Here is a 21,381-nt window from a genome sequence, read left to right on the forward strand (position 1 = left end):
ATGAAAAAAGGATTTACTTTTTTAGATGAAATATTACACGGTGTTCGATGGGACGCTAAATATGCCACATGGGACAATTTCACCGGAAAGCCGGTTGACGGATATGAAGTAAATCGCATGGTAGGAACATACGAGTTGGCCGACGCGCTTTTGAAGGTAAAAGAACTGGCTGCTACTCAAGGGTACGGATTGCTTCTATGGGACGGTTACCGTCCCCAACGCGCTGTAAACTGTTTTTTGCAATGGGCTGCACAGCCGGAAAATGACCTGACAAAGGAAAGATATTATCCCAATATTGACCGAACCGAGATGGTTTCAAAAGGATACGTGGCTTCAAAATCAAGCCATAGCCGCGGAAGTGCAATTGATCTTACGCTTTACCGATTAGACACGGGTGAGCTTGTACCAATGGGGAGCGGATTTGATTTTATGGATGAACGCTCTCATCATGCGGCAAAAGGAATTTCAGGCAATGAAGCGCAAAATCGCAGACGTTTGCGTTCCATCATGGAAAACAGTGGGTTTGAAGCATATAGCTTCGAATGGTGGCACTATGTATTAAGAAACGAACCATACCCCAATAGCTATTTTGATTTCCCCGTTAAATAAGCTTTTAACCGTTGCACGGGCAACCTATATAATGCTATGTCTTTCGGCACGGAAACCGTCGATTGCAACTGGTTTGTAGGGAATTTATATATAGTAGATAGCCCGGCGTCGAGATCGGAAAGACCCACGCCTACCTGATCGCCGCCGCCCTCGCCAAGCGCGGGCGCGTGGGCGATTTCTGGCTCAAATGCAAATATCCCGGCATGGCGTATATTGCCGAGATGCCCGTGGTGGTGGCCACGTCCAGCATCGCCCTGCAGAAAGCTATCGTTAAGGACTACATACCCGAAATCTCCCGCGCGCTGACCCAGCGCGGCATTATCACCAAGCCGCTCACTTAAGGAGGAAACTGAAAATGAAGAAGTGGGGTTTTTTATTGTTATTTTTATTGTGCTTAGGTTTTGCCTTCATTAATAAAGCACTGTTTTTTCAGGATAAAGTAGAGATTCAAAAATATGATCAAAATCACAAAGATAATATAGATAACATAGAGAATATAGGGACCCCCTTAAGTATCCAAAAGAAAGAGATTGCAAAAGAACAGATCTATCAAGGAAATCTGCTCTTAATCAACAGTAAATATTCTATTCGCCAAGAGAGTGTGAAATCAGATATCGTAAATTTATCTAAACATAATGAATTGATAAATGGATACGGGTTGCTTAATACGAATATTTATCTGTCAAAAGGAATAGCACAAAAATTTTCAGAGATGATCAATGATGCTGTAAAGGAAGGGGTTAGTCATTTTTTTATTAATAGTGGCTATCGTGACTTTGATGAGCAAAGTGTGCTTTACCAAGAAATGGGGGCTGATTATGCCTTGCCAGCAGGTTATAGTGAACATAATTTAGGCTTATCACTTGATGTAGGATCAAGCTTAACGAAAATGGATCGAGCACCTGAAGGAAAGTGGCTGAAAGAAAATGCCTGGAAATACGGCTTTATATTACGCTATCCAAAGGATAAAACTGATGTTACTGGAATTCAATATGAACCATGGCATATCCGTTATGTTGGTTTCCCTCACAGCGCGATTATGAAAGAAAAGAATTTCGCTCTAGAAGAATATATGGATTTTTTGAAGGAACAGAAGTCCATTACGACTACAATAGACCACCAAGTCTATAAAATCTTTTACTATCCTATCTCCCAAAATACAACGATCCCTGTGCCTGCGAATGTCCAGTATGAAATTTCAGGCAACAATATGGATGGCGTGATTGTGACAGTGTATTCTGGTAAGCGAGACTAAGTTCCGACGGAAAAACGGAGAGAGTATCAACAACAACCAGCCGAACATAGCAAATGTGAGTTTTTAGAGATGCCCATAAGCGAACCAGCATTGTTTCAGAGTGGCGTGACAAGAAATTGGAGGAGAAATATTGGAAAATAAATAAGGATTTTTGTACCTTTGGGTATCTATATTTGCATGTTGAAAAGTAAGTGGTCTTTTATGAAAAAACTTCTTTCAATTATTGGTTTTACTCTGGCATTTGAGACTATACAATTTGTTTTAGCAATCGGAAGAAGTGATATTACTGATATACTGGCCAATACACTTGGAGGTACAATCGGTATTGGTATTTATGAGCTATTATTCAAGATTCTAAAACACAGGACGAATAAATTTATAAATTTATTTGCCTTGGTGTTAACTTCTTGTGCAATATTTTTTATTATCTTTATATTTAAAAGGCACAGGTAGGTACGTATTGAATGAAAGTGGGGATATTTTGGGCCTCTTAGGAAAATCCTTGAATTTAAGTAACTTAAATTGTTGAGGGGGAGCCAGAAATGAAAAGAATCTCAAAAATTGATGCTTATCAAGGGATGGATGATATTGATTTTAAGGTTATGGATCAAGAGCTTGCTCAACATTATTCATTCGCTAGTAATAAAGAAGATATATCTCATGAATTTTTCTTAGATGATGACGGTAATATTTCAGCGTAGAGCAAAACTATACAGGGGAATCTGATTACGAGGAATGTAAAGATTTTGTGTTTAGTATAAATCCTTCCGAAATGATTTTTCACGTATATATGTCTAAACCAAGCAACCTGATCTTGCAAAAGCTTACCTATCACTATAGTAACGAAGAAAGCCCAATTCTCAATTTTAGTGCTGAGGAATTGAGCTCTTTAATAAATTTCCTTAACGTTGTAAATTCGCATTTTCCTGACGCTACCCCTATTTCGATTTCAACATAGGATGTGCAATCCATGCGCACAGCTTGTTAGGAAATGAAAAAACAGATGAAAAACCGACTTTTCCTCAATAAGGATAAGTCGGTTCTTTTATTTCTCATACAGCAAAGACAGGGAACCCGAATCCTTAACAGGTCAGGGAGTCAGGTAAAGCATTTTCAAAACGGGAATGTTGCATGTTATAGTCCCTCCTTATAAGAATTTTGCCATACATAAGATCGGTTGCGTCAGTTTCCCTACAGAGGCAGTCACCTGTCGATACTGTTCGAAACCTAATTTTCCCCAAAAATCTAAGGCAGATTGATTGGAGGCAATGACACCAATATGTATGGTCGTTTTATCCAATGAACGAACATACTCTTCTAGCATTAGATATGCTTTTTTTCCGTAACCCTTACCTTGATAGCTGGAATCCACTAGTAATAAACCAATCCAAGGTTTTTGGTCGTTTGGATTTTCCAACAGTAAATGTGAGATTCCAATTATTTTATCCTCGTGCCGAATGGCAAGCCAATGACCGGATGGATATTTGTTCATGTCTGCATATTCTTGGTTTAGTTCAGCTAGAGTTAATGTAGGCTCTCCGTTTGTTAATACATTATAGTTTGGATTGCTGTTATAGATTTCAACTGCACGAGGAAGCTCCTGTTGTTCTAATGGAGTGATGAGTACATCGTCTTGAAGGAAGGATAGCTTCATAATTAGGCTTGGGCTCCGTATTTTTTGATCCAGCCAATTTGACCAGCGTGATACCCTTTATGATAAATTAATAGACCAAAGGCATCCCGTGGGGTCATCATACCAATACGGGATTCGACTGGTTGATCCCAGCTTTCCTCGGGCAATAATTCCATTGATTGTAAGAAGAATTGACTAGCACGTTCGGTGTAGTCCATCAGATCGTTTCCATTCGTCCAAATTCCTGTGTCTGTGACTTTTCCTAAGGTAAAGCTGCCCTCTTCCTTAGCAGGTATTTGGTTAAAAAACATCTGAGAAAAAGCATATTCTACTTCAGCGAGGTGCCTGATAAGAAACCCGATTGAATTAGTGGCAGGAGCAATTTTCCATGATAGCTGTTCTTCACTGATTCCTTGCAATAAAGCTAGATAACGCTTCTGATGAGCTGCATGGTATTGCGGTAATAATTCTTGAACAATCATGGGACACACCCTTCCTTAACGTATAATAGATAACCTTGTCATTTATTATATGAGATAATTTTTGAAATTTCACGCAAGCAAAAAAGAAAAATGTTCAAGCTCTACAAGAATCGTATATAATCAAAAAAAGGGAAAATAAGGAGGCTACAGACATGGCACATACCTTTGCTTTTACGGTTCGTTCTACAGAAGTTGATTTCATTGGTCATGTGAACAACGCCAAATATTTGGAATATATGGAATGGGCTCGCTTTGACTGGTTAATCGCTGAAGGATATACTATAGAAGAGCTACAGAAACGGCATATTTTCCCGGTAGTTGTGAATATGAATGTCAATTATCGAAGTGAGCTAGTCTTGGGTGATGAGATTACTATTCAAACTACCTTGGTGAACGTAGGCAAACGAAGCTTTGTGATCAAGCACGAATTGCATCATGAGAAGAAGGGCTTGGTCGCTGATGGCTTGGTTACGATGGTTATGATTGATCAGACACAACGGCGTGCTGTTGAATTGCCTAACGAGTTGAAAGAGTTATTTCTGTCTTTACAAAAAGAAGAACTGATACCTTAAGTAGTTACTATTGGGAAAATATGAGTCCTTTTGGGGAAGAATAATTGTAGGCTGTCTACCCTCCGCTAGCGGGGGGTTATTTCTTTTCATAAGGGAATGAAGGAGGAAGGGATAGGTAGAAACGATTGACAATTGTCCTTTTGTGAAACATAATCAACTATTATGTATAGAAAATAGTAATTTAAGTAGGAAGAAGAAGGTGTACGAGCATGGTACGTTCTAAAAGAAGCATCCTGACTGCTTTGATGGTAACGACATTTCTAACAGCCATTGATACGACCGTAGTCACAACAGCAATGCCTGCCATAGCAAATGATTTGGGACAAACGACACTCATTTCATGGGTATTCTCCATTTATTTGTTAACAACGGCTGTTACAACACCTATTTATGGAAAGTTAGCTGACTTGTTTGGACGAAAAAAAATCTTCTTATTTGGTGCGACCGTTTTTTTAACAGGTTCATTTTTATGCGGCTTATCTAGCTCCATGACGCAGCTCATGCTATACCGAGGTATTCAGGGCTTGGGAGCGGGGGCTGTTCAACCGATCACCATGACTATCATTGGGGATTTGTTCACACAGAAAGAGCGTGCTAAATTGATGGGGTTATTTAGTGCTGTATGGGGAGTCGCGGCAATTGTAGGGCCTGTAATCGGTGGTTTTTTCGTAGATTATGTGGCTTGGGAATGGATTTTTTATATTAATATTCCAATTGGACTTGTTAGTATCTTTATGATTTCGAAATATTTCCATGAAGAACTTACTCCCAAAACAGTGCACATTGATTATTGGGGAGCTTTATTCTTTACTGGTAGCTTGGTTTCATTCCTGTACACACTCTTAGCAGAAGGTGAAGGACAAGGGATTACTTTTAATTCTACAACGATATCCTTACTTATTGTCAGTTTCGTTTTATTTTCCATTTTTATTGCTATTGAAAGGCGAACACCTGAACCGATGCTTCCATTATCCTTATTTAAGCGTCGTCTGATTGCAACTTCACAAGTTATTTCTGCATTACATGGGGCTTTATTAATTGGTATATCGGTTTATATGCCAAACTGGCTTATCAATATTGTTGGATTATCCGCAACGCTTGCGGGGATCGTCGTCCTGCCGTTATCTCTTGGCTGGCCATTAGCTGCCTCTGTAGGTGGACGTTACTACAGTCGTTTGGGATATAAATGGTTGGTTGCAATCGGTGGAGTTTTCTTTTTGATTGGTCAACTTCTCCTATCATTCCTCACGCCAACCACATCTGTTTTCTACATTGGTTTCTTAATGTTTATTCTGGGTCTGGGCTTCGGTCTTACGATGACTGCTATCACAATTGCTGTACAAAGTAGCGTCGTCTGGCGTCAACGTGGTGTCGCAACCAGTTCCATACAATTCATGAGAACGATGGGACAAACAGTAGGGATTACTATGTTTGGTGCTGTATTTAATATGTATCTATTGCAAGGCCATATGGAAACAGGGCTAGTAAAGGTTTTCCATGCTTTATTTGTAACGGCGATTATTGGGATGTTTGTAACGATTTTTTTGCCGAAAAAAGCAGAGCAAGTAGAAGAAGAGCACTAAGCTAATAAAGCAAGATCGAGTAAGAGGTGATTTCCTGCCTTTAGCGATCTTGCTTTTTTCTATGTGAATATACATGGCCTCATATTGTTTGTGCTCGTGTGTTGTATCAAATTTATCTTGTTACTCTCATTAACTTCATGATACGATTGTCAAAATCTATCAGAAACATGTAAGAAGGAGGATACAGCATGAAAACAATCGGACTGTTAGGCGGTATGAGCTGGGAATCTACTACTGAGTACTACAAACATATCAATCAGATGGTGAATCAACGAGTCGGGGCTCTTGCATCAGCTAGATGTGTTGTATACTCCGTTAATTTTGAAGAGATTGTCCAGTGTCAAAAGGAAGGGCGTTGGGATGATGCTGCAGCTATATTGGGCGGGGCAGCACAACGTATCGAGAAGGCTGGCGCAGATTGTCTTCTAGTTTGTACCAATACCATGCATAAGATTGCCGAGCAAATCTCTGCCCACATCACAATACCCTTTTTACATATTGCAGATGCAACAGCAGAAAAAATTCAGGAACGAAAGCTACGAAAAGTAGGATTGCTAGGTACTAAGTTTACGATGGAGCAAGATTTTTTTATTGAAAAAATGAAAAACCATGGTATTGAAATTATTGTACCAGCGGAAAAAGAGCGAGATATTGTTCATCAGGTGATTTTTGATGAGCTTTGTAAAGGGATTATTACCAACACATCTCGACAGGCTTATCGGAACATTATGGATGAGTTAGTGAAGGCGGGAGCGGAAGGTATTATCCTTGGTTGTACGGAAATTACCTTGTTAGTGTCTCCAGAGGATGCGACTGTTCCACTGTTTGACACAACGCGGATACACGCAGAAAAAGCGGTTGATTTTGCGTTATTGCTAGTGGAGAATTGCGAGATTTACCACCAGAAATAGTGGTGCGGGTATTAGTTTCAAGCGTAGCAAGCATTTTGTTATGTAAGAACACGATTGATCCTGAAGAGTATCGCTTGCATAGTGATGAAGAGCATATAAGATATACATTGGATATTTTGCTGTATGGTTTGCTTCCACGTTAATCGTAAGTAACAAGGTTAAAAACAGACCTCCCTTTTGTTACGATAGGGGAGGTCTGTTTTTGCATAAGCACGTGATTACTTCAAGCGATACATGAAATTTATCTATGAATTATCTTTCAGATTTGAAAGCTTTTTTTCAAAAGGTAAGGAGATATTACGAAGGCGTGTGAACGAAAAACACCCCAGAATGACAATCAGACTCCCGTATACCTGAGTCCAGGTCATCTGCTCATCTAACAACAATAAAGCTAAGATTGCCGTAAAAATGGGATTAAAGTTAAGAAACATTCCTGCCGCGGTACCACCAAGCTGTTTAACCCCCATGTTCCATAGCACCATGCTAATAACAGTCGCAAACACACTGATATACAATATGCCCCAAATAAACTCAGCATTAAAATCAGTAATCGTAAAGCTACTTAAATTGAAGGGCAACAGCATTAAGACCCCGAAGAATCCAGAATACAAAGTGGACATCAGTGCAGAAACGTCACGCATGGCCCATCTCCCCGCTACAGAATAGAGTCCCCAGGTAGCAACAGCTGCTAGCATCCAAAGGTCACCGGAATTAAAGCGAAGTGACAACAAAGCATGCCAATCTCCTTTAGATAGTACTAATAGAACCCCTGTAAAACACAGAATCATTGAGCCTATCTGCAAAAACTTGATTTTCTCACGCAATAATAGAAAAGAAAAGATCGCAATTGAGATAGGATTAAGTGTAGAGAGTAAGCCGACATTTGTTGCAGCTGTACGTTCTAGAGCCCAAAACATAAATAAATTAAATAAGACCACGCCAGTAGCTCCCATCAGGATGAGCGGCAAAATAGCTCTCCGGGGTGGCAGTAGGCGCTTTTCCGCTAGGTAGACTACAGGAATTAATACAACAACGGCAATCATATAGCGTAAATTGGTTAAGGTCATGGAGGATGCATGATTCACCAAGAATTTACCCACTACAAAATTGCCACTCCATAGGAAGCTTGTGAAAAGTAACAGAGCGACATACATCGGTTTCATCTGCGTGATCTCCTTTTTATCTATACTCCTATCTTAGTGTAGGTCTTTATGATAACACAGCTTGTTATTGGACACAGAAGAAACCTTTTTTATAACAGGAAAAGAGACAGCACTAAAAACAGACGGTATGAAAAGTACGAAACTAACCGATGATCAAATTAATTCAGTTATTGTTAATAGTTATTGGATATATTACAGCAATGTAACTGATGGTAAGATGCAGATCCAGTCATAGCTATTGATCCCGGTCATGGTGGAAAAGATCCAGGATCAATAGGAAGCGACGGAACGGATGAGGCTGATTTGAATCTTAAGATTGCAAAAAACTTATTCTATATTTTTCCATGTGCTAACCAAGGAAGAAAGCCATCGAAGAAACGTTCAGTGGCTGGCATAAAATATGAGCCAAAGTGATAGTCAGGATCAAGTGTTGTAATAATCCAAGTTCCATTAGTGCTTATCTTATCTACATACATAACTGCACCTCCATCTTCTGTTGTGATTAGTTTTTTCGTACCTTCTATTGGCCAAAACACGCCATGCTGATGCCAAGTTGCATCAGATAAAGTAATGTAATTAAAAAGGTCGTATTCAGATGCAGACAATACTAGACCACTTTGGGCTCCTTTTTCTAACCACCACCAAAAATTCGTTTCTCGGTCCTCCCATTTTTGGTTTGGTAGCCACTCCCATGGTTGTGGGCCAAATGAAACCACAATTCCTCCACGTTGTGCAAAAGCATGAATTTTCTCTTTAGATTCTAGAAGTAATTTTTGGTTCAGTTGAGACGGAACTATTAATACATCAAAACTTTCTAGAGGTGTATTTAAAAATTCGGGAAAGTATATGAGTTCTTTCATATATTGTCGGTATTTAGGTTCATTAAATGTGCGATGATGCGGAGCGTTTCCACTATAAATTACAGCGATTTTTCTCATTATTTCCCTCCTGAATTTTGTATTGTTTCGTATTCATCGTGAATCCATTGAAGTAACTGTGCACTAATACGATCTGTTGATTTATTTTGCATACGATGGGCAAAAATGTCTCGCCCCGCGTGGGCTAAAATTGTCCCTTTCGTTGTATGCCGATCAATATATGTTACCGGCAAATCACCAGAAAGTGTAAGCAATACTTCAGCTTTGGCTGGAACAGGTGAATATGTGCCGCGAGCGAAAAAACCAGCCACTCCTTTGTTATAAGTCATATCGTTTGGATTAACACCTTCAAATATTGGATTTGATGTTGCTATAGAAATCTCATAATCTTCGTATGTATTTATCTGTTTAGGCGTAAATATTGGACAACCAGGTAACCATTCTTTACATAACTGTCCAGAAAAAATAACAATTTTACCTCCATCTAAAAACGAAGAAATTTTCTCCTTATGTTTAAACATATATTCCTGATCAATAAAATCATGGATGACAATACATTTGAATGGCATTAGATTTATCTCAGCAAAGTCATACTGATCAATTTGTGTAAAGTTTTCTACGATAAATGGACTTGTACGATTCTCTAGACCAAATGCATGACCTGGATCTAACCATAAAATTTCTTTAAACTGAGCCAAAAAAAATCCTCCAATCGAATTGGGTTTGAATAGGTTTTGTTACATATATCAATTTAACTGTGAACACCGTCACCATATTCAAAAATTAATATATATTATTATCTTAATATTAAAATTTTGAAATTAAGATTGACCAAAGAATAGTATTGCGGTAAATTGATAATGAAAATCGTTATCAATAAAAATAATATCAGAATGAGGTAAAAGAATGAAGTGTAAATTTATTTTATCGGCTACTACTCTACTATTGTTTCTTGCTGGATGTGGTAATACAGAAGAGACTTCTACGAGTAAAGAACTTAAGCCAACTCAAGAAACAAAACTAATTGTTGACGAATTAAATCGAAAGGTGGAAATTCCAGCAAAAATTAATCGTGTGGTAATGGGAAGTATACTTCCATACTTTTCGACATGGTATATTGCAACCAATTCAACGGATGAAATTGTAGGGATTCATCCGAATTCATATAATGCAGCATCACATTCGATTTTAAAAGATATTTCTCCATCTATTCTAAAAGCGAAAACAAATTTTATTAAAAATGGTGAAGTAAACATTGAAGAATTATTATCGTTAAATCCTCAAGTGTATTTTGAAATTGCTAACCAACAAAAGACTGTAAAAAAGCTTGAAGAAGCAGGTATTACAACAGTTGCTTTAGATACAAAAACAACTTCTTTAAACCCACTTGATACATTAAATCGGTGGTTGTCTTTAACAGGGGAAATTACAGGTACGGTAGATCGACAAAAAGAAATTATTGAAGAGGGTGAAGCAAATCAGAAAATGATTAGTGAAGTACTTTCAGGAGTGAAAGAAGCTAAACCTCGTGTAATGATCCTTCAATATCATAGTAATGGGGAAATTTCGACAGCCGGAGTTGGTATGCATGGAAATCGTTGGTTAAACGCAACGGGAGGTATTGATGTTGCTGCTGAAAAAATAAAAGGTATTAAAGCAATTAATATGGAGCAAATTTATGAATGGAATCCGGACATCATTTACATTACAAATTTCACGGAAACACAACCAGAAGACTTATATACTAACGTATTTGATGGACAAGACTGGAGCCAAGTAAAGGCAGTGAAAAATAAGAAAGTTTATAAAATGCCTCTTGGAATTTATCGTTGGTATCCACCAAGTGGAGATGCTCCTCTAATGCTGAAATGGATGGCACAGAAAAACTATCCAGAACTTTTCACATACGACATGAATAAAGAAATTAAGGATTACTATAAGCGTTTCTATGATTATGAATTAACAGATAAGCAAGTACAAGAAATCTTAAATCCCCCATCAGAGGCAGCAAAATATTAGTTTAAAGGTGGCTTTCAAATGAAATCTAGATTCATAAAATCATTACTTTGGATGCTACCGCTGATATTTGGACTTATATCAATTAGCATTGGACGTTATCACGTAGATTTTATTGTACAAACTAAAATATTACTTTCACAAATAGTCCCTATAGAAAAGACGTGGACAAATATGGATGAAACGGTTGTAATGAATATCCGTCTTCCACGTATTTTACTTGCAATGCTCATCGGTGGCGGTCTATCCATCGCCGGTGCTGCATTCCAAGGAATGTTTGCGAATCCTTTAGTCAGTCCTGACATTTTAGGTGTTTCTGCCGGTGCTGGATTCGGTGCGTCTATTGGAATATTACTCTTTGGTAATGGTTTTACAATGCAAATTTTCTCACTACTGATGGGAATGTTAGCCATTGGATTCGCATTTCTTATCGGTGGTTCCAAACGAGATATGCCTATTTTTATGCTAGTGTTAGCAGGGGTTGTAACAAGCGCCTTATTTCAAGCTCTTATTTCACTAGTGAAGTTTCTAGCTGATCCAGAAGAAAAGCTGCCCTCCATTACTTATTGGCTGATGGGCAGCCTCGGAACAGCAAGCTATTCAGATTTATTAATTGGTGGTCCACTTATATTAATAGGAATCATCATTTTATATATCTTACGTTGGCGTTTAAATATTTTATCGCTTCCTGAAGATGAAGTAAAATCGCTTGGGATATCGGTAGCGAAGATGAAATGGCTCGTAATTTTAGGGGCAACGTTAATTACATCTTCTGCAGTCGCAATAGCAGGAATCATAGGCTGGGTTGGTTTAATTATTCCACATATTGCCCGAATGCTTGTTGGTAGTAATAATCAGTATGTATTGCCTGCATCCATCTCAATTGGTGCGATGTATTTGTTAATTATTGATAATTTAGCGAGAAGTTTAACCGCAGCAGAAATACCATTATCGATCTTAACAGCAATTGTCGGGGCACCTTTTTTTGCGTATTTATTACGAAAAACAGGAGGTGGCTGGAGTTGATTTTACAAATAAAAGATGGCAACTATTTTTATAAAAAATCAAATCATGGCAAAGAACAAAAGTATTTATACCATAACGATATCAACTTTGAACTACAGCCTGGGGAAATTATGTCCATTCTCGGCCCAAACGGTGCGGGAAAAACGACAATGCTAAAGTGTATAATGGGGTTGTTGAGATGGAAAAAGGGAGAAACTTTATTAGATGGGAAACCTCTTTCTAGCTATAGTCGAAAGGAAGTATGGCAAACTATTGGTTATGTACCACAAGCATCTAAAATGACATTTGGCTATTCTATTTTAGATTTAGTAATAATGGGGCGTGCATTGTTACTTCATACTTACGCACAACCATCTGAAGTCGATAGAAAGGCTGCACTAGATGCACTCGATTTAGTAGGTATTCAACACCTAGCAGAACAGCCATGTACAGCTGTTAGTGGTGGGGAACTACAACTTGCATTGATTGCTCGTACATTGGTATCAGAACCTAAAATTTTAGTATTGGATGAGCCAGAATCGCATCTAGATATTCATAAGCAGAAAATTATATTACAAACCATTAAAAAGCTTGTGAAAGAACGTGGGCTAGCATGTGTTATCAATACACATTACGCAAATCATGCATTTTATTTTGGAGATAAAGTACTCATGGTTGCTAAAGACCAACCAATTATTACAGGTCCAGTATCTGAGTTGATGACAGAAGAAAACATATTAAATTACTTCCATATCGAAGTAACTAAGCTACTTCATAAGGTTGATGGACATGTATACGAAACAATAATACCAAAATATTTCGGTATAGATTACAAAGAATGCATTGGCAGTGGGGATAGGGATAAAAGCAGGCCTGCTAGTAAGATGTGAAGTGACCCAGTAAATTGAGACAAGGAAAAAGCACCTCCTGAATCGTATTTTCAATATGGGTAGCCGAAAGAAATAAGTTCAAATGAGCTTACTATACAAAAAAAGCCATCTATAAACCATTTCGCATGGATTAGGATGGCTTTTTAATTTAACCAGCAAAGAAAGTCAGTAACAAGGAATAGTTCAACTCCTATCAAGCATGATATAATTTTCTTGTTATACATATTTTTGTGAAAATAAAGAATAATTGTATAATGTTTTTTAGTAAATCATGGATCGAATTCATATCTCGAAAGAAGGAGAGGGGAAATATGAAACGTGAACCTACACTTACTGACATTGAAAAAGAGTTACTTCAGGAAAATGGCATAGATGAACAAAGTGGAGCATTACTAAAGGATATTGTCAGAACCAATTTGTTTCAACTTACTCATCATCCCGTAGAGGAGAGGGTCAAAGGAATTCGATTAATACCTATGATTTGATAGCTGTTATGAGAGGTTCTGATCAATACGATATCATTAAGACAATGGGCATCAATGGTATTAACTTTGATAATTTTTATGGTGGGACTAATTTCTATGTTTATTTGCAATCTTGACATCTTATCATGAATGGAGTGCTATACTTGTCTATTGCTGTAGTAACGGGATTTATAGCCGTTTTTATTGTACTAATTTGCTTACTTGTTTTTTTGATTATGAGACAAAATCAATTACATAAGGTATCAAAGAAAAATGTACTGACTACCTGTAAGGTTTGCCAAAAACGGATTGCAGTAAAGGCTGAGATTTGCCCACACTGTGGAAAACGACTTAAAATTTCGCCAGTGATGGGCTGTCTGATTTTCCTTCTTATTTTGGGATTAATAGGGGGAGCAGGTATTACTGTTGTTAATTTTACAGTACCTAAAAATGTTACTAGTAAACCAGCTAGTGTGGGTCGATTATTTTGGGATGAATCAATAGCCATATACAATATGCTAGATAGAAAAATAAGCTATAATACGGGCACAAACTCTGAGGAATCACAATTTATTTTTGACTATATAGGCAGATACGGCATCAATAATTTAACACCTGATGAACTTACCATATACTCTTATGTTTTGGATGTAATCAAGACACATCAAGATCAGCAGGAGGGAGACACAAATGTTGTAAACTCGCAAAAATTCGTAGAAGCGAAGGCGAAGTTACAAGATATTTTCGGAGTAACTGTATTTTATCGGTATCAGCTTAACTCCCCTTGATTCTTCATAAATTCCCCCTCAAGTAAACAGGAAAAGATATTCTTATTACCGTCTACTCAAAGGGGGTTTTTTATCAAATACCTACATTAGTCCCGTTACTTGTCCATTCTTATCTAGATGAATATGCTGAGCGGCAGGTACTTTTGGCAAACCTGGCATGGTCAATACATTGCCTGTAAGAACAACGATAAATCCAGCTCCGGCGGAAAGACGAATTTCACTTACATTCACTATGAAATCCGTAGGAGCTCCTAATAAGTTCGCTTGATCTGAGAAAGAATAAGGAGTTTTAGCCATGCAAACAGGCAAGTCCGACAACCCTAACTCTTCAATTTTACGTAACGTCTTTATAGCTGATGGTGAGAAAGAAACATCAGAGCCATGATAGATTTCTCCCACAATCGTCTTGATTTTATCTGTTATGGGTTTGTTTAATTCATACAATGGCTTATATTCAGAAGGTATTCCCTCCAGTACGCTGACTAGCTTCTCAGCAAGTTCCACACCGCCAGCACCACCATCTGCCCACACATTTGATACTGCCGCTTCTATACCGAGAGTCTGACATTTCTCTTTGACAAAAGCGACCTCTTCAGGAAAATCTGTCGCAAAATGATTAATCGCAACCACCACAGGTACACCAAATTTTTGCAAGTTCTCGATGTGACGCTGTACGTTAGAAAAGCCAGCTTCCAAAGCAGGCAGGTTGGCCTTTTGCAACTCGTCTTTTTTTACATCGCCGTTATATTTAAGTGCTTTTACAGTAACGACTAATACAGCGGCTTGAGGCGTGAGACCTGCTTTTCTACATTTGATATCAAAGAATTTTTCAGCGCCAAGATCAGCACCAAATCCAGCTTCCGTCACTACATAATCGGCTAGCTTTAGAGCTAGTTTTGTACCAATTACACTGCTGCAACCATGAGCGATATTGGCAAAGGGCCCCCCATGCACAATGACAGGAGTTCCTTCGATGGTTTGTACCAAATTAGGCTTAATTGCTTCTTTTAAGAGTACAGTCATAGCGTCGATCGCTTCTAATTGCTTAGCTGTGACTGGCTGATCATCCAAGTCATAACCGATAATGATTCGACCTAGACGCTCTTTTAAATCTTCCAAACTTTCGCTTAAACAAAGGATCGCCATAATCTCTGATGCTGTGGTGATCATGAAGCCGTCCTCACGAACTACGCCATTCGCATCACCTAATCCAACTACAATATGTCGAAGCGAACGATCGTTCATATCGAGTGCTCGTTTCCAGACGATTTTACTTGGGTTAAGGCGAAGGGAATTATGTTGAAAAAGATGATTATCAATAAGAGCAGATAATAGATTATGCGCTGCTGTAATGGCATGAATATCGCCTGTAAAATGTAGATTGATTTCTTCTGCTGGCATTATTTGAGCATTACCACTGCCTGTAGCTCCGCCTTTCATACCCATGCATGGACCTAGTGAAGGCTCACGTAAGGCAGCTATCGTTTTTTTACCAATATGATTTAGTGCTTGAGAAAGTCCAATGGTTGTTAGTGTTTTACCTTCTCCAGCTGGTGTAGGATTCATGGCAGTCACCAACACTAATTTACCATCTGGTTGATCCTTTCGTTTTTCCCATGCGTCTAATGAAAGCTTAGCTTTATATTTTCCATAAAGCTCTAGATCATCTTCTGTAATACCTAGGTGATTTGCAACTTCCACAATCGGCTTCATATGCTACCTCCTCTTACGTTAGGTGATATTCTGTCCATCCATACCATTATATCTTTACTACAGGTAAGGAGAAAATGAAAATTACCCATGGAAAGAGAAGCAAAGTGTTTTTTTCTTCCACTACTTTCGATCTGACAGCTGGTCAACCTGTTATGAAAACATAAGCTGATGAAAAAGACGAAAGGGAATCATAATAAAAATAAGGAATGTAAAATCACTAATTACATTTAACTGTAGACAAAAACAGTTGTTGTCTATTATTATATAAACAAATAAAAACAACGTTTGATTTGAAACTAGATTATCTCTGGAAGCCATATCTTACAGTAGAAAGGAAAATCATTATGTCCACAAGTAGAAAAGCGGAATTAAAACGCCAATACAAAGAAACAAAGCCAATAGGAGGAGTGTATCAAATTAAAAACATTCAAAACCAAAAGATATTTGTAGGAAGTACTCCCAATTTAAAGATGATGAATGGTCGATTATTTCAATTAAAAGCAGGCTCTCATCCAAATAAGCAGCTACAACAGGAATGGAATGAATATGGGGAGGATGCTTTTATTTTTGAAGTTTTGGAAGAGCTAAAGGAAAAAACGGAGGGATATTTTGATCCTGCTGATGAACTAAACAAGATGTACGAAAAATGGTTGGTAAAACTACAACCGTATGGGGAAGCCGGGTATCATAATGTAGCTCAGTAAGTGATGAAACAAAGAGCAAGTTTTTCGCCAATTGGAGATACCCCTGAGGAAAATGTAATACGATACATCTTTCATGTGAAGTTTTTTCATAGGAGAAACCATTCTTTAGTTATACCACCAGCTTTTTAAGAATAAAAATTTTCAACAGGGGATACATAGGGATAGCAAACCTGTGACTATCTCTTTTTTCTTTCAAAAATAGGGGGACACATGGTGGAAATAATAAAACAACCGCATATTTTTTCACATACGTTTATTCGCGTTATTCTTTTATCAGGTATTTTTCTCCAGATTGGTACGTGGGTGCGTAATTTTGCTGTACTTCTCTATGTCATGGAGATTACAAATAATGACCCGTATGTTGTCTCTTTGATATCAGTGGCGGAGTTTGCCCCCATCTTTATCTTTTCATTTATTGGTGGAACATTTGCCGATCGTTGGAGACCCAAGAGAACAATGGTATGGTGCGACATCTTAAGTGCTATTTCTGTTTTTTGTGTATTAGGAACGCTTATGTTTGGATCATGGAAGGCTATCTTCTTTGTTACATTGTTCTCAGCGATCTTGTCGCAATTCTCACAGCCGTCCGCAATGAAACTGTTTAAACAGCATGTACCAGCAGAACAAATGCAAGCGGGAATGGCTATGTTTCAAACTCTAGTAGCGATCTTTATGATTCTTGGTCCAGCGATTGGAACAATGGTATATCAAAGCTTTGGTATTACAATATCGATTGGTGTAACAGGGGTTGCCTTTTTATTATCAGCAGCCGTCCTGTATCAATTACCAAAAGATCATCAACCTGAACAGAACTCTAATCAAACAAGCTTACTGCAAGAAATGGGAGACGGCTTACGGTACGTATGGTCTAAATTTGTCTTACGCCGGTTAAGCATTTGTTTCATAGCAGTGGGTCTGGCAGTAGGTCTTATCCAGCCATTAGGTATTTTTGTAGTTGTAGAACAATTAGGTTTACCCAAAGAGAATTTACAATGGTTATTTACAACGACTGGAGTAGCTATGTTACTTGGCGGGGCATTGGTAATGACTCTCTCGAAAAAAATCTCACCGCAAAGACTGCTAGCACTGGGACTTTTGAGCAGTGCGTTTTCCGTATTTGGTATTAGTTTTACGCAGAGCTTCTGGGTTGTGTTGATCTTCCAATTTGTAAATGGACTGTTTTTCCCCTGTATTCAAATTGGAATTAATACCATGATTTTGTTTTCCTCTGAACAAAAATTTGTTGGGAGGGTAAACGGGGTTCTTAGTCCCTTATTTTCAGGAATGATGGTCGTAACGATGAGTTTAGCTGGGGTGGTGAAAGAATCAGTTTCTCTACAAGCAAGCTATCAAATTGCTGGATTATTATTTGTAACTGCGGTTTGTGTAGTGATTCCCTTATTTAAAATGCAATTGCAAAAACAAACGGATACGAGAGAGTCATTGGCAGAGCAAGAAGAGATAGTGGACAGCCAACCCTAACGAGAAGCACCAGACGAGCGTAAAAATTCATGAGATTTATCAGTGCATAAAAGCTCTGCATAATGTTCGGTAATATCAAATAATTGGTATCTTTCTAACTTATAATAAAAAGGTTTCAACGGAGCGCAAACTCCAGTTGAAACCTCTTCCTTTATTATTGGCACCATTCCTGTACTTGCCACACTTGCGTTATCCATTCTTCATAGAACGCAGGTTCATGAGAAACAAGTAATATTGTTCCCCTATATTGCTTGAGTGCTTCTTTAAAAGCATCTTTTGAGCCAGCATCCAAATGATTCGTCGGTTCATCTAACACGAGTACGTTGCTGTTTGTTAGCATGAGCTCGCATAACCTGACCTTTGCTTGTTCCCCACCGCTCAATGAGCAGAGTTTTTGGCGAATATGTTGTTCAGTAAGACCAGATCTAGCTAGCTCCTGCCTAATTTCTTTTTGTGTTAAATCAGGTCGCAATGACCAGACTTGCTCAAGTGGTGTTTGATTCGAAGACAACCCTTCTTGTGAAAAATAAGCTGGTTTTACTCGTTCTCCGATTAGTACATTGCCACTTAATGGTTGCAAATATCCTAATAGTGTTCGAAGCATGGTAGATTTACCTATACCGTTGTAGCCCACAATCGCTATTTTTTCACCGCGGTTTACTCGTAAATCAATTGGCCCCAATAATGGTTCTGTATATCCGATTTGTAAATTCTGTGCTTCTAAAATCTGGCTTACTGGCTCCGATTGAATATGAAAAATAAAGCGTGGTTGTGTCGTGGAGGTTGGTTTCCCAACGCGAGCCATTCTTTCTAATGCTTTCTCACGGCTCTTTGCTTGTTTGGCTTTGCGAACACGATTTTTTTCAATAAAATTCTCTAGCCTGGTTATTTCCTTTTGTTGCCTTTCATATGCATTTTGTAGCTGTAGTTTACTTTGTGCATAGCTTGTTACGAAATAATCATAGTTCCCTGTGTATCGTTTGATCGTCTGATGTTCTAAATGATAATTGGTAGTTGTAATTTCATTGAGAAATCTTTCATCATGCGAGACCACAAAATAGGCATGCTTATAGCTTTTTAAATAATTGGTAAGCCAAGCTATATGCACGTCGTCAAGATAGTTTGTTGGCTCATCAAGTAACAAAGCATGAGGCTCTTCTAATAAAAGCTTTCCTAACAATAACTTTGTTCGCTGACCACCGCTTAGCTTTTCAACATCACGATCCATACCGAGTTCAGAAATGCCTAATCCAGAAGCAATTTCTTCAATTTTGGCTTCTATATGATAAAAGTCAGAGTGATCAAGAATACTTTGCAACTCACCATAGCGAGCTAGCAGTTGTTCAAGGTTATTACTGGGGATAGCCATTTCCTCTGTTAATGCTAGCATCATTTTCTCTATCTCATACAGATGGGTAAAAGCACCTTGTAAATACTGCAAAATAGTTGTACCAGCTTGTAAATGAATATGCTGCTGTAGGTAACCAATCTTGAGATGAGAAAGCCACTCAACTTTCCCTGAATCAGGGAGTAGTTCGCCTGCTAAAATTCGAAGCAGTGTTGATTTTCCCGCTCCGTTGCTTCCAACAAGACCAGCATGTTCCCCTTGAAGTAATCGAAAGCTTATATTTTGAAAGATAATGTTATCACCATACATCTGTGTAACATTTTCAACTGTTAACATACTCATTAGACATTCTCTCCTTCTTGTTTCACATGGAAAGCCAACGAGAGAACAGTATGATAAAAATAATATTCAATTAGCTGAACATAAAAAATGGGTAAGGCGAATATGCCTTACCCACTACCAAATAATGTTAGTAAGAAAGGAATACGATTCTTTATCTACTGTCCTCGGATTGGCTAACGAAAAATGGGCAGACTTCTCCCGTAGTAAGCCTAATCTCTTAGAAGAACAGTCGATAAAATCATCATATCCTTTTCTACACCTCATTATCATTTCATATTTGTTATACACTTACAGTATATGTAAATGTTTGTTGTCATGTCAAGATAATAGAATGGTTATTGCATTGCTTTTATTGCTGGGCTTCCTTCTTAAATGGATGAAAAAAAGTCTTAGGAATATCTGTTTCAAAACGTAGCAGTTCTCCTGTACTAGGGTGTACAAAAGCTAAGACTCGTGCGTGTAGCCCTAATCGACCGATTGGTTTTGATTTAGCGCCGTATTTCTTATCACCTACAATAGGATGTCCTATATCTTCCATATGGACACGGATTTGATTTTTGCGGCCTGTCTCTAGTTGGACTTCTAGCAAGGAGAAATTCCGATCAGACTGAAGCAATTTGTAGTGAGTAACAGCATGCTGTCCATCATTTGGATAATGACTGGAATACATTTTTAATGTACTACTTTCTTTTAGCCATGATGAAATAGTTCCGGCCTGTTTCTTAACGTTTCCTTCAACAAGAGCAACATACAGACGTTCTTTGACACTGTCTTTCCAAGAGTTTTGAAGTGCCTGTTGAACATGTTCATTTTTAGCGAACATCATAACACCAGACGTGTCTCGATCTAGGCGGTGCACCACAAAAATTCTATTTTTAGGATTCTCAACACGAACATAGGTCATTAATTGACGATAGACGGTTAACTCTTTCTCTTGTGGAGAAGCAATAGATAGCAAGCCAGCCTCTTTTTGGATAACAATGACATCATCATCTTCAAATAAAATTTTAATTCCAATCATAGGTGGTGTTTCAGAAACCTTTTTATTCTGTAGGGAGACCGTTTGTCCAGGATGCAATACATGATTATGAGTCGTCACCACTCGGTCGTTTACTAATACCTGACCGCGTGTTAACAGGGATTTAATAGAGTTCCGGCTGAGATGTGTAATATGCTGTAATAAAAACGGTAGTAATTCAGATGGTTCTTTGACCGTATATTGTTTGGCTGGGGCCTGACTTTTACTGGTAAATTTGCTGTTGTTTTTAGTTACGTGTTTTTTGGGATGGTTCCTTCTATTATTCATGAGATAAACCTCTTTCTTAGAAACTACAATATAAGCTACACGAATTGTAACCGATAGTCTCTATACTAACAAATAAAAAACGATCCACCAAGCAAAACGGGTTTTTACTATGAGAAATGAAAGGCCCTGTGAAGCAGAATGCTAGTGGAAACTAGGATATACCTGAAAAAGATTCTCTTCCTATAAGTGTCTGCTTAGAAATAATTACTACTTAGCAATATTCAAGCTTTTTTCTTT

Annotated in this window: 25 protein-coding genes; 17 read left to right on the forward strand and 8 right to left on the reverse strand. The window is 38.1% G+C overall.

Annotation, left to right across the window (positions count from 1 at the left end; all coding sequences use genetic code 11):
- From vanX to ACQV1I_RS03540, 5 genes are all read left to right on the forward strand, one after another.
- A complete protein-coding gene (gene vanX / locus ACQV1I_RS03520; protein ID WP_116334802.1) occupies positions 1 to 609 on the forward strand; it encodes a D-Ala-D-Ala dipeptidase VanX in 609 nt (202 codons plus the stop codon).
- A gap of 167 nt (positions 610 to 776) precedes the next feature.
- Positions 777 to 950, forward strand: a complete 174-nt coding sequence (locus ACQV1I_RS03525) for a hypothetical protein (protein ID WP_161555114.1) — start codon at positions 777 to 779, stop codon at positions 948 to 950.
- 14 nt (positions 951 to 964) lie between these two features.
- Complete coding sequence (gene vanY / locus ACQV1I_RS03530; protein WP_094701331.1) at positions 965 to 1,864, forward strand: VanY-A/VanY-F/VanY-M family D-Ala-D-Ala carboxypeptidase; 900 nt, start codon at positions 965 to 967, stop codon at positions 1,862 to 1,864.
- A 159-nt stretch (positions 1,865 to 2,023) separates the two neighbouring features.
- The gene (locus tag ACQV1I_RS03535; protein ID WP_268878078.1) at positions 2,024 to 2,317 is read left to right on the forward strand and encodes a VanZ family protein; all 294 of its coding nucleotides are present in this window, start codon (positions 2,024 to 2,026) and stop codon (positions 2,315 to 2,317) included.
- An 89-nt stretch (positions 2,318 to 2,406) separates the two neighbouring features.
- Positions 2,407 to 2,565 (forward strand): hypothetical protein, encoded by a 159-nt coding sequence (locus ACQV1I_RS03540; RefSeq protein WP_161555113.1) that lies wholly within the window; start codon positions 2,407 to 2,409, stop codon positions 2,563 to 2,565.
- A gap of 446 nt (positions 2,566 to 3,011) precedes the next feature.
- Here ACQV1I_RS03540 and ACQV1I_RS03545 read toward each other — a convergent pair whose 3' ends face one another.
- A complete protein-coding gene (locus ACQV1I_RS03545; protein ID WP_116334801.1) occupies positions 3,012 to 3,518 on the reverse strand; it encodes a GNAT family N-acetyltransferase in 507 nt (168 codons plus the stop codon).
- 2 nt (positions 3,519 to 3,520) lie between these two features.
- Complete coding sequence (locus tag ACQV1I_RS03550; protein ID WP_094701334.1) at positions 3,521 to 3,979, reverse strand: DinB family protein; 459 nt, start codon at positions 3,977 to 3,979, stop codon at positions 3,521 to 3,523.
- A 152-nt stretch (positions 3,980 to 4,131) separates the two neighbouring features.
- On the opposite strand from ACQV1I_RS03550, the gene ACQV1I_RS03555 reads away from it, so the two are divergent.
- The 4 genes from ACQV1I_RS03555 (at position 4,132) to ACQV1I_RS03570 (ending at position 7,188) form a co-directional block, all read left to right on the forward strand.
- Positions 4,132 to 4,551, forward strand: a complete 420-nt coding sequence (locus ACQV1I_RS03555) for an acyl-CoA thioesterase (protein ID WP_094701335.1) — start codon at positions 4,132 to 4,134, stop codon at positions 4,549 to 4,551.
- 209 nt (positions 4,552 to 4,760) lie between these two features.
- Positions 4,761 to 6,134, forward strand: coding sequence for an MDR family MFS transporter (locus ACQV1I_RS03560; RefSeq protein ID WP_116334800.1), 1,374 nt, complete (start codon positions 4,761 to 4,763; stop codon positions 6,132 to 6,134).
- A 188-nt stretch (positions 6,135 to 6,322) separates the two neighbouring features.
- Positions 6,323 to 7,045, forward strand: coding sequence for an aspartate/glutamate racemase family protein (locus ACQV1I_RS03565; protein WP_116334799.1), 723 nt, complete (start codon positions 6,323 to 6,325; stop codon positions 7,043 to 7,045).
- On the forward strand, positions 7,021 to 7,188 hold the full coding sequence (locus tag ACQV1I_RS03570; protein ID WP_176452438.1) for a hypothetical protein: 168 nt from the start codon (positions 7,021 to 7,023) through the stop codon (positions 7,186 to 7,188). Before ACQV1I_RS03565 ends, ACQV1I_RS03570 begins: the two co-directional genes overlap by 25 nt.
- A gap of 102 nt (positions 7,189 to 7,290) precedes the next feature.
- Here ACQV1I_RS03570 and ACQV1I_RS03575 read toward each other — a convergent pair whose 3' ends face one another.
- Complete coding sequence (locus tag ACQV1I_RS03575; RefSeq protein WP_094701338.1) at positions 7,291 to 8,208, reverse strand: DMT family transporter; 918 nt, start codon at positions 8,206 to 8,208, stop codon at positions 7,291 to 7,293.
- A 237-nt stretch (positions 8,209 to 8,445) separates the two neighbouring features.
- Between ACQV1I_RS03575 and ACQV1I_RS03580 the strand changes: the two genes are divergently transcribed.
- Positions 8,446 to 8,622 (forward strand): N-acetylmuramoyl-L-alanine amidase, encoded by a 177-nt coding sequence (locus ACQV1I_RS03580; RefSeq protein ID WP_268878079.1) that lies wholly within the window; start codon positions 8,446 to 8,448, stop codon positions 8,620 to 8,622.
- On the opposite strand, the gene ACQV1I_RS03585 is transcribed toward ACQV1I_RS03580, so the two are convergent.
- Both ACQV1I_RS03585 and ACQV1I_RS03590 read right to left on the reverse strand, forming a co-directional pair.
- Positions 8,541 to 9,146: a hypothetical protein gene (locus tag ACQV1I_RS03585; protein WP_094701339.1), complete on the reverse strand. Its 606-nt coding sequence runs from the start codon at positions 9,144 to 9,146 to the stop codon at positions 8,541 to 8,543. The two genes, ACQV1I_RS03580 and ACQV1I_RS03585, sit on opposite strands and share 82 nt — an antisense overlap.
- Entirely contained in the window at positions 9,146 to 9,784 is a 639-nt protein-coding gene (locus tag ACQV1I_RS03590; RefSeq protein WP_094701340.1) for a phosphate starvation-inducible protein PhoH, read from the reverse strand. The genes ACQV1I_RS03585 and ACQV1I_RS03590 overlap by 1 nt, the downstream gene beginning before the upstream one ends.
- A gap of 208 nt (positions 9,785 to 9,992) precedes the next feature.
- Between ACQV1I_RS03590 and ACQV1I_RS03595 the strand changes: the two genes are divergently transcribed.
- From ACQV1I_RS03595 to ACQV1I_RS03615, 5 genes are all read left to right on the forward strand, one after another.
- Entirely contained in the window at positions 9,993 to 11,105 is a 1,113-nt protein-coding gene (locus tag ACQV1I_RS03595; protein WP_116334797.1) for an ABC transporter substrate-binding protein, read from the forward strand.
- 18 nt (positions 11,106 to 11,123) lie between these two features.
- Complete coding sequence (locus ACQV1I_RS03600; protein WP_116334796.1) at positions 11,124 to 12,128, forward strand: FecCD family ABC transporter permease; 1,005 nt, start codon at positions 11,124 to 11,126, stop codon at positions 12,126 to 12,128.
- Positions 12,125 to 12,997, forward strand: a complete 873-nt coding sequence (locus tag ACQV1I_RS03605; protein WP_116334795.1) for an ABC transporter ATP-binding protein — start codon at positions 12,125 to 12,127, stop codon at positions 12,995 to 12,997. The genes ACQV1I_RS03600 and ACQV1I_RS03605 overlap by 4 nt, the downstream gene beginning before the upstream one ends.
- A 311-nt stretch (positions 12,998 to 13,308) precedes the next feature.
- Positions 13,309 to 13,482, forward strand: coding sequence for a hypothetical protein (locus ACQV1I_RS03610; protein ID WP_161555112.1), 174 nt, complete (start codon positions 13,309 to 13,311; stop codon positions 13,480 to 13,482).
- A 134-nt stretch (positions 13,483 to 13,616) separates the two neighbouring features.
- The gene (locus ACQV1I_RS03615) at positions 13,617 to 14,249 is read left to right on the forward strand and encodes a zinc ribbon domain-containing protein (protein WP_236645880.1); all 633 of its coding nucleotides are present in this window, start codon (positions 13,617 to 13,619) and stop codon (positions 14,247 to 14,249) included.
- Positions 14,250 to 14,330: 81 nt separating this feature from the next.
- Here the strand turns inward: ACQV1I_RS03615 and ACQV1I_RS03620 are convergent, their stop codons facing one another.
- Entirely contained in the window at positions 14,331 to 15,962 is a 1,632-nt protein-coding gene (locus ACQV1I_RS03620; protein WP_116334793.1) for a formate--tetrahydrofolate ligase, read from the reverse strand.
- A gap of 344 nt (positions 15,963 to 16,306) precedes the next feature.
- Here ACQV1I_RS03620 and ACQV1I_RS03625 point away from each other — a divergent pair, with 344 nt between their 5' ends.
- Together ACQV1I_RS03625 and ACQV1I_RS03630 are read left to right on the forward strand one after the other, a co-directional pair.
- Positions 16,307 to 16,666, forward strand: coding sequence for a GIY-YIG nuclease family protein (locus tag ACQV1I_RS03625; RefSeq protein ID WP_094701346.1), 360 nt, complete (start codon positions 16,307 to 16,309; stop codon positions 16,664 to 16,666).
- 210 nt (positions 16,667 to 16,876) lie between these two features.
- Positions 16,877 to 18,148, forward strand: a complete 1,272-nt coding sequence (locus ACQV1I_RS03630; protein ID WP_201747427.1) for an MFS transporter — start codon at positions 16,877 to 16,879, stop codon at positions 18,146 to 18,148.
- Between the two features lie 154 nt (positions 18,149 to 18,302).
- Here ACQV1I_RS03630 and ACQV1I_RS03635 read toward each other — a convergent pair whose 3' ends face one another.
- Both ACQV1I_RS03635 and ACQV1I_RS03640 read right to left on the reverse strand, forming a co-directional pair.
- A complete protein-coding gene (locus tag ACQV1I_RS03635; protein WP_094701348.1) occupies positions 18,303 to 19,838 on the reverse strand; it encodes an ABC-F family ATP-binding cassette domain-containing protein in 1,536 nt (511 codons plus the stop codon).
- A 349-nt stretch (positions 19,839 to 20,187) separates the two neighbouring features.
- Positions 20,188 to 21,144 carry an RluA family pseudouridine synthase gene (locus tag ACQV1I_RS03640; protein ID WP_018672421.1) on the reverse strand — a complete coding sequence of 319 codons (957 nt, stop codon included), beginning with the start codon at positions 21,142 to 21,144 and terminating at the stop codon, positions 20,188 to 20,190.
- Positions 21,145 to 21,381 lie beyond the last annotated feature (237 nt).

This window comes from Brevibacillus sp. JB24b (genome assembly GCF_051713385.1).
Lineage (GTDB): Bacteria > Bacillota > Bacilli > Brevibacillales > Brevibacillaceae > Brevibacillus_B > Brevibacillus_B laterosporus.

What these genes read in the sequence shown, in the direction of transcription:
- ACQV1I_RS03560 (WP_116334800.1), top strand. Translation starts at nt 4,761, where the DNA reads ATGGTACGTTCTAAAAGAAGCATCCTGACTGCTTTGATGGTAACGACA.
- vanX (WP_116334802.1), top strand. Translation starts at nt 1, where the DNA reads ATGAAAAAAGGATTTACTTTTTTAGATGAAATATTACACGGTGTTCGA.
- ACQV1I_RS03640 (WP_018672421.1), bottom strand. Translation starts at nt 21,144, where the DNA reads ATGAATAATAGAAGGAACCATCCCAAAAAACACGTAACTAAAAACAAC.
- ACQV1I_RS03600 (WP_116334796.1), top strand. Translation starts at nt 11,124, where the DNA reads ATGAAATCTAGATTCATAAAATCATTACTTTGGATGCTACCGCTGATA.
- ACQV1I_RS03635 (WP_094701348.1), bottom strand. Translation starts at nt 19,838, where the DNA reads ATGAGTATGTTAACAGTTGAAAATGTTACACAGATGTATGGTGATAAC.
- ACQV1I_RS03610 (WP_161555112.1), top strand. Translation starts at nt 13,309, where the DNA reads ATGAAACGTGAACCTACACTTACTGACATTGAAAAAGAGTTACTTCAG.
- ACQV1I_RS03595 (WP_116334797.1), top strand. Translation starts at nt 9,993, where the DNA reads ATGAAGTGTAAATTTATTTTATCGGCTACTACTCTACTATTGTTTCTT.
- ACQV1I_RS03630 (WP_201747427.1), top strand. Translation starts at nt 16,877, where the DNA reads ATGGTGGAAATAATAAAACAACCGCATATTTTTTCACATACGTTTATT.
- ACQV1I_RS03625 (WP_094701346.1), top strand. Translation starts at nt 16,307, where the DNA reads ATGTCCACAAGTAGAAAAGCGGAATTAAAACGCCAATACAAAGAAACA.
- ACQV1I_RS03550 (WP_094701334.1), bottom strand. Translation starts at nt 3,979, where the DNA reads ATGATTGTTCAAGAATTATTACCGCAATACCATGCAGCTCATCAGAAG.
- ACQV1I_RS03565 (WP_116334799.1), top strand. Translation starts at nt 6,323, where the DNA reads ATGAAAACAATCGGACTGTTAGGCGGTATGAGCTGGGAATCTACTACT.
- vanY (WP_094701331.1), top strand. Translation starts at nt 965, where the DNA reads ATGAAGAAGTGGGGTTTTTTATTGTTATTTTTATTGTGCTTAGGTTTT.
- ACQV1I_RS03575 (WP_094701338.1), bottom strand. Translation starts at nt 8,208, where the DNA reads ATGAAACCGATGTATGTCGCTCTGTTACTTTTCACAAGCTTCCTATGG.
- ACQV1I_RS03620 (WP_116334793.1), bottom strand. Translation starts at nt 15,962, where the DNA reads ATGAAGCCGATTGTGGAAGTTGCAAATCACCTAGGTATTACAGAAGAT.
- ACQV1I_RS03545 (WP_116334801.1), bottom strand. Translation starts at nt 3,518, where the DNA reads ATGAAGCTATCCTTCCTTCAAGACGATGTACTCATCACTCCATTAGAA.
- ACQV1I_RS03555 (WP_094701335.1), top strand. Translation starts at nt 4,132, where the DNA reads ATGGCACATACCTTTGCTTTTACGGTTCGTTCTACAGAAGTTGATTTC.
- ACQV1I_RS03540 (WP_161555113.1), top strand. Translation starts at nt 2,407, where the DNA reads ATGAAAAGAATCTCAAAAATTGATGCTTATCAAGGGATGGATGATATT.
- ACQV1I_RS03585 (WP_094701339.1), bottom strand. Translation starts at nt 9,146, where the DNA reads ATGAGAAAAATCGCTGTAATTTATAGTGGAAACGCTCCGCATCATCGC.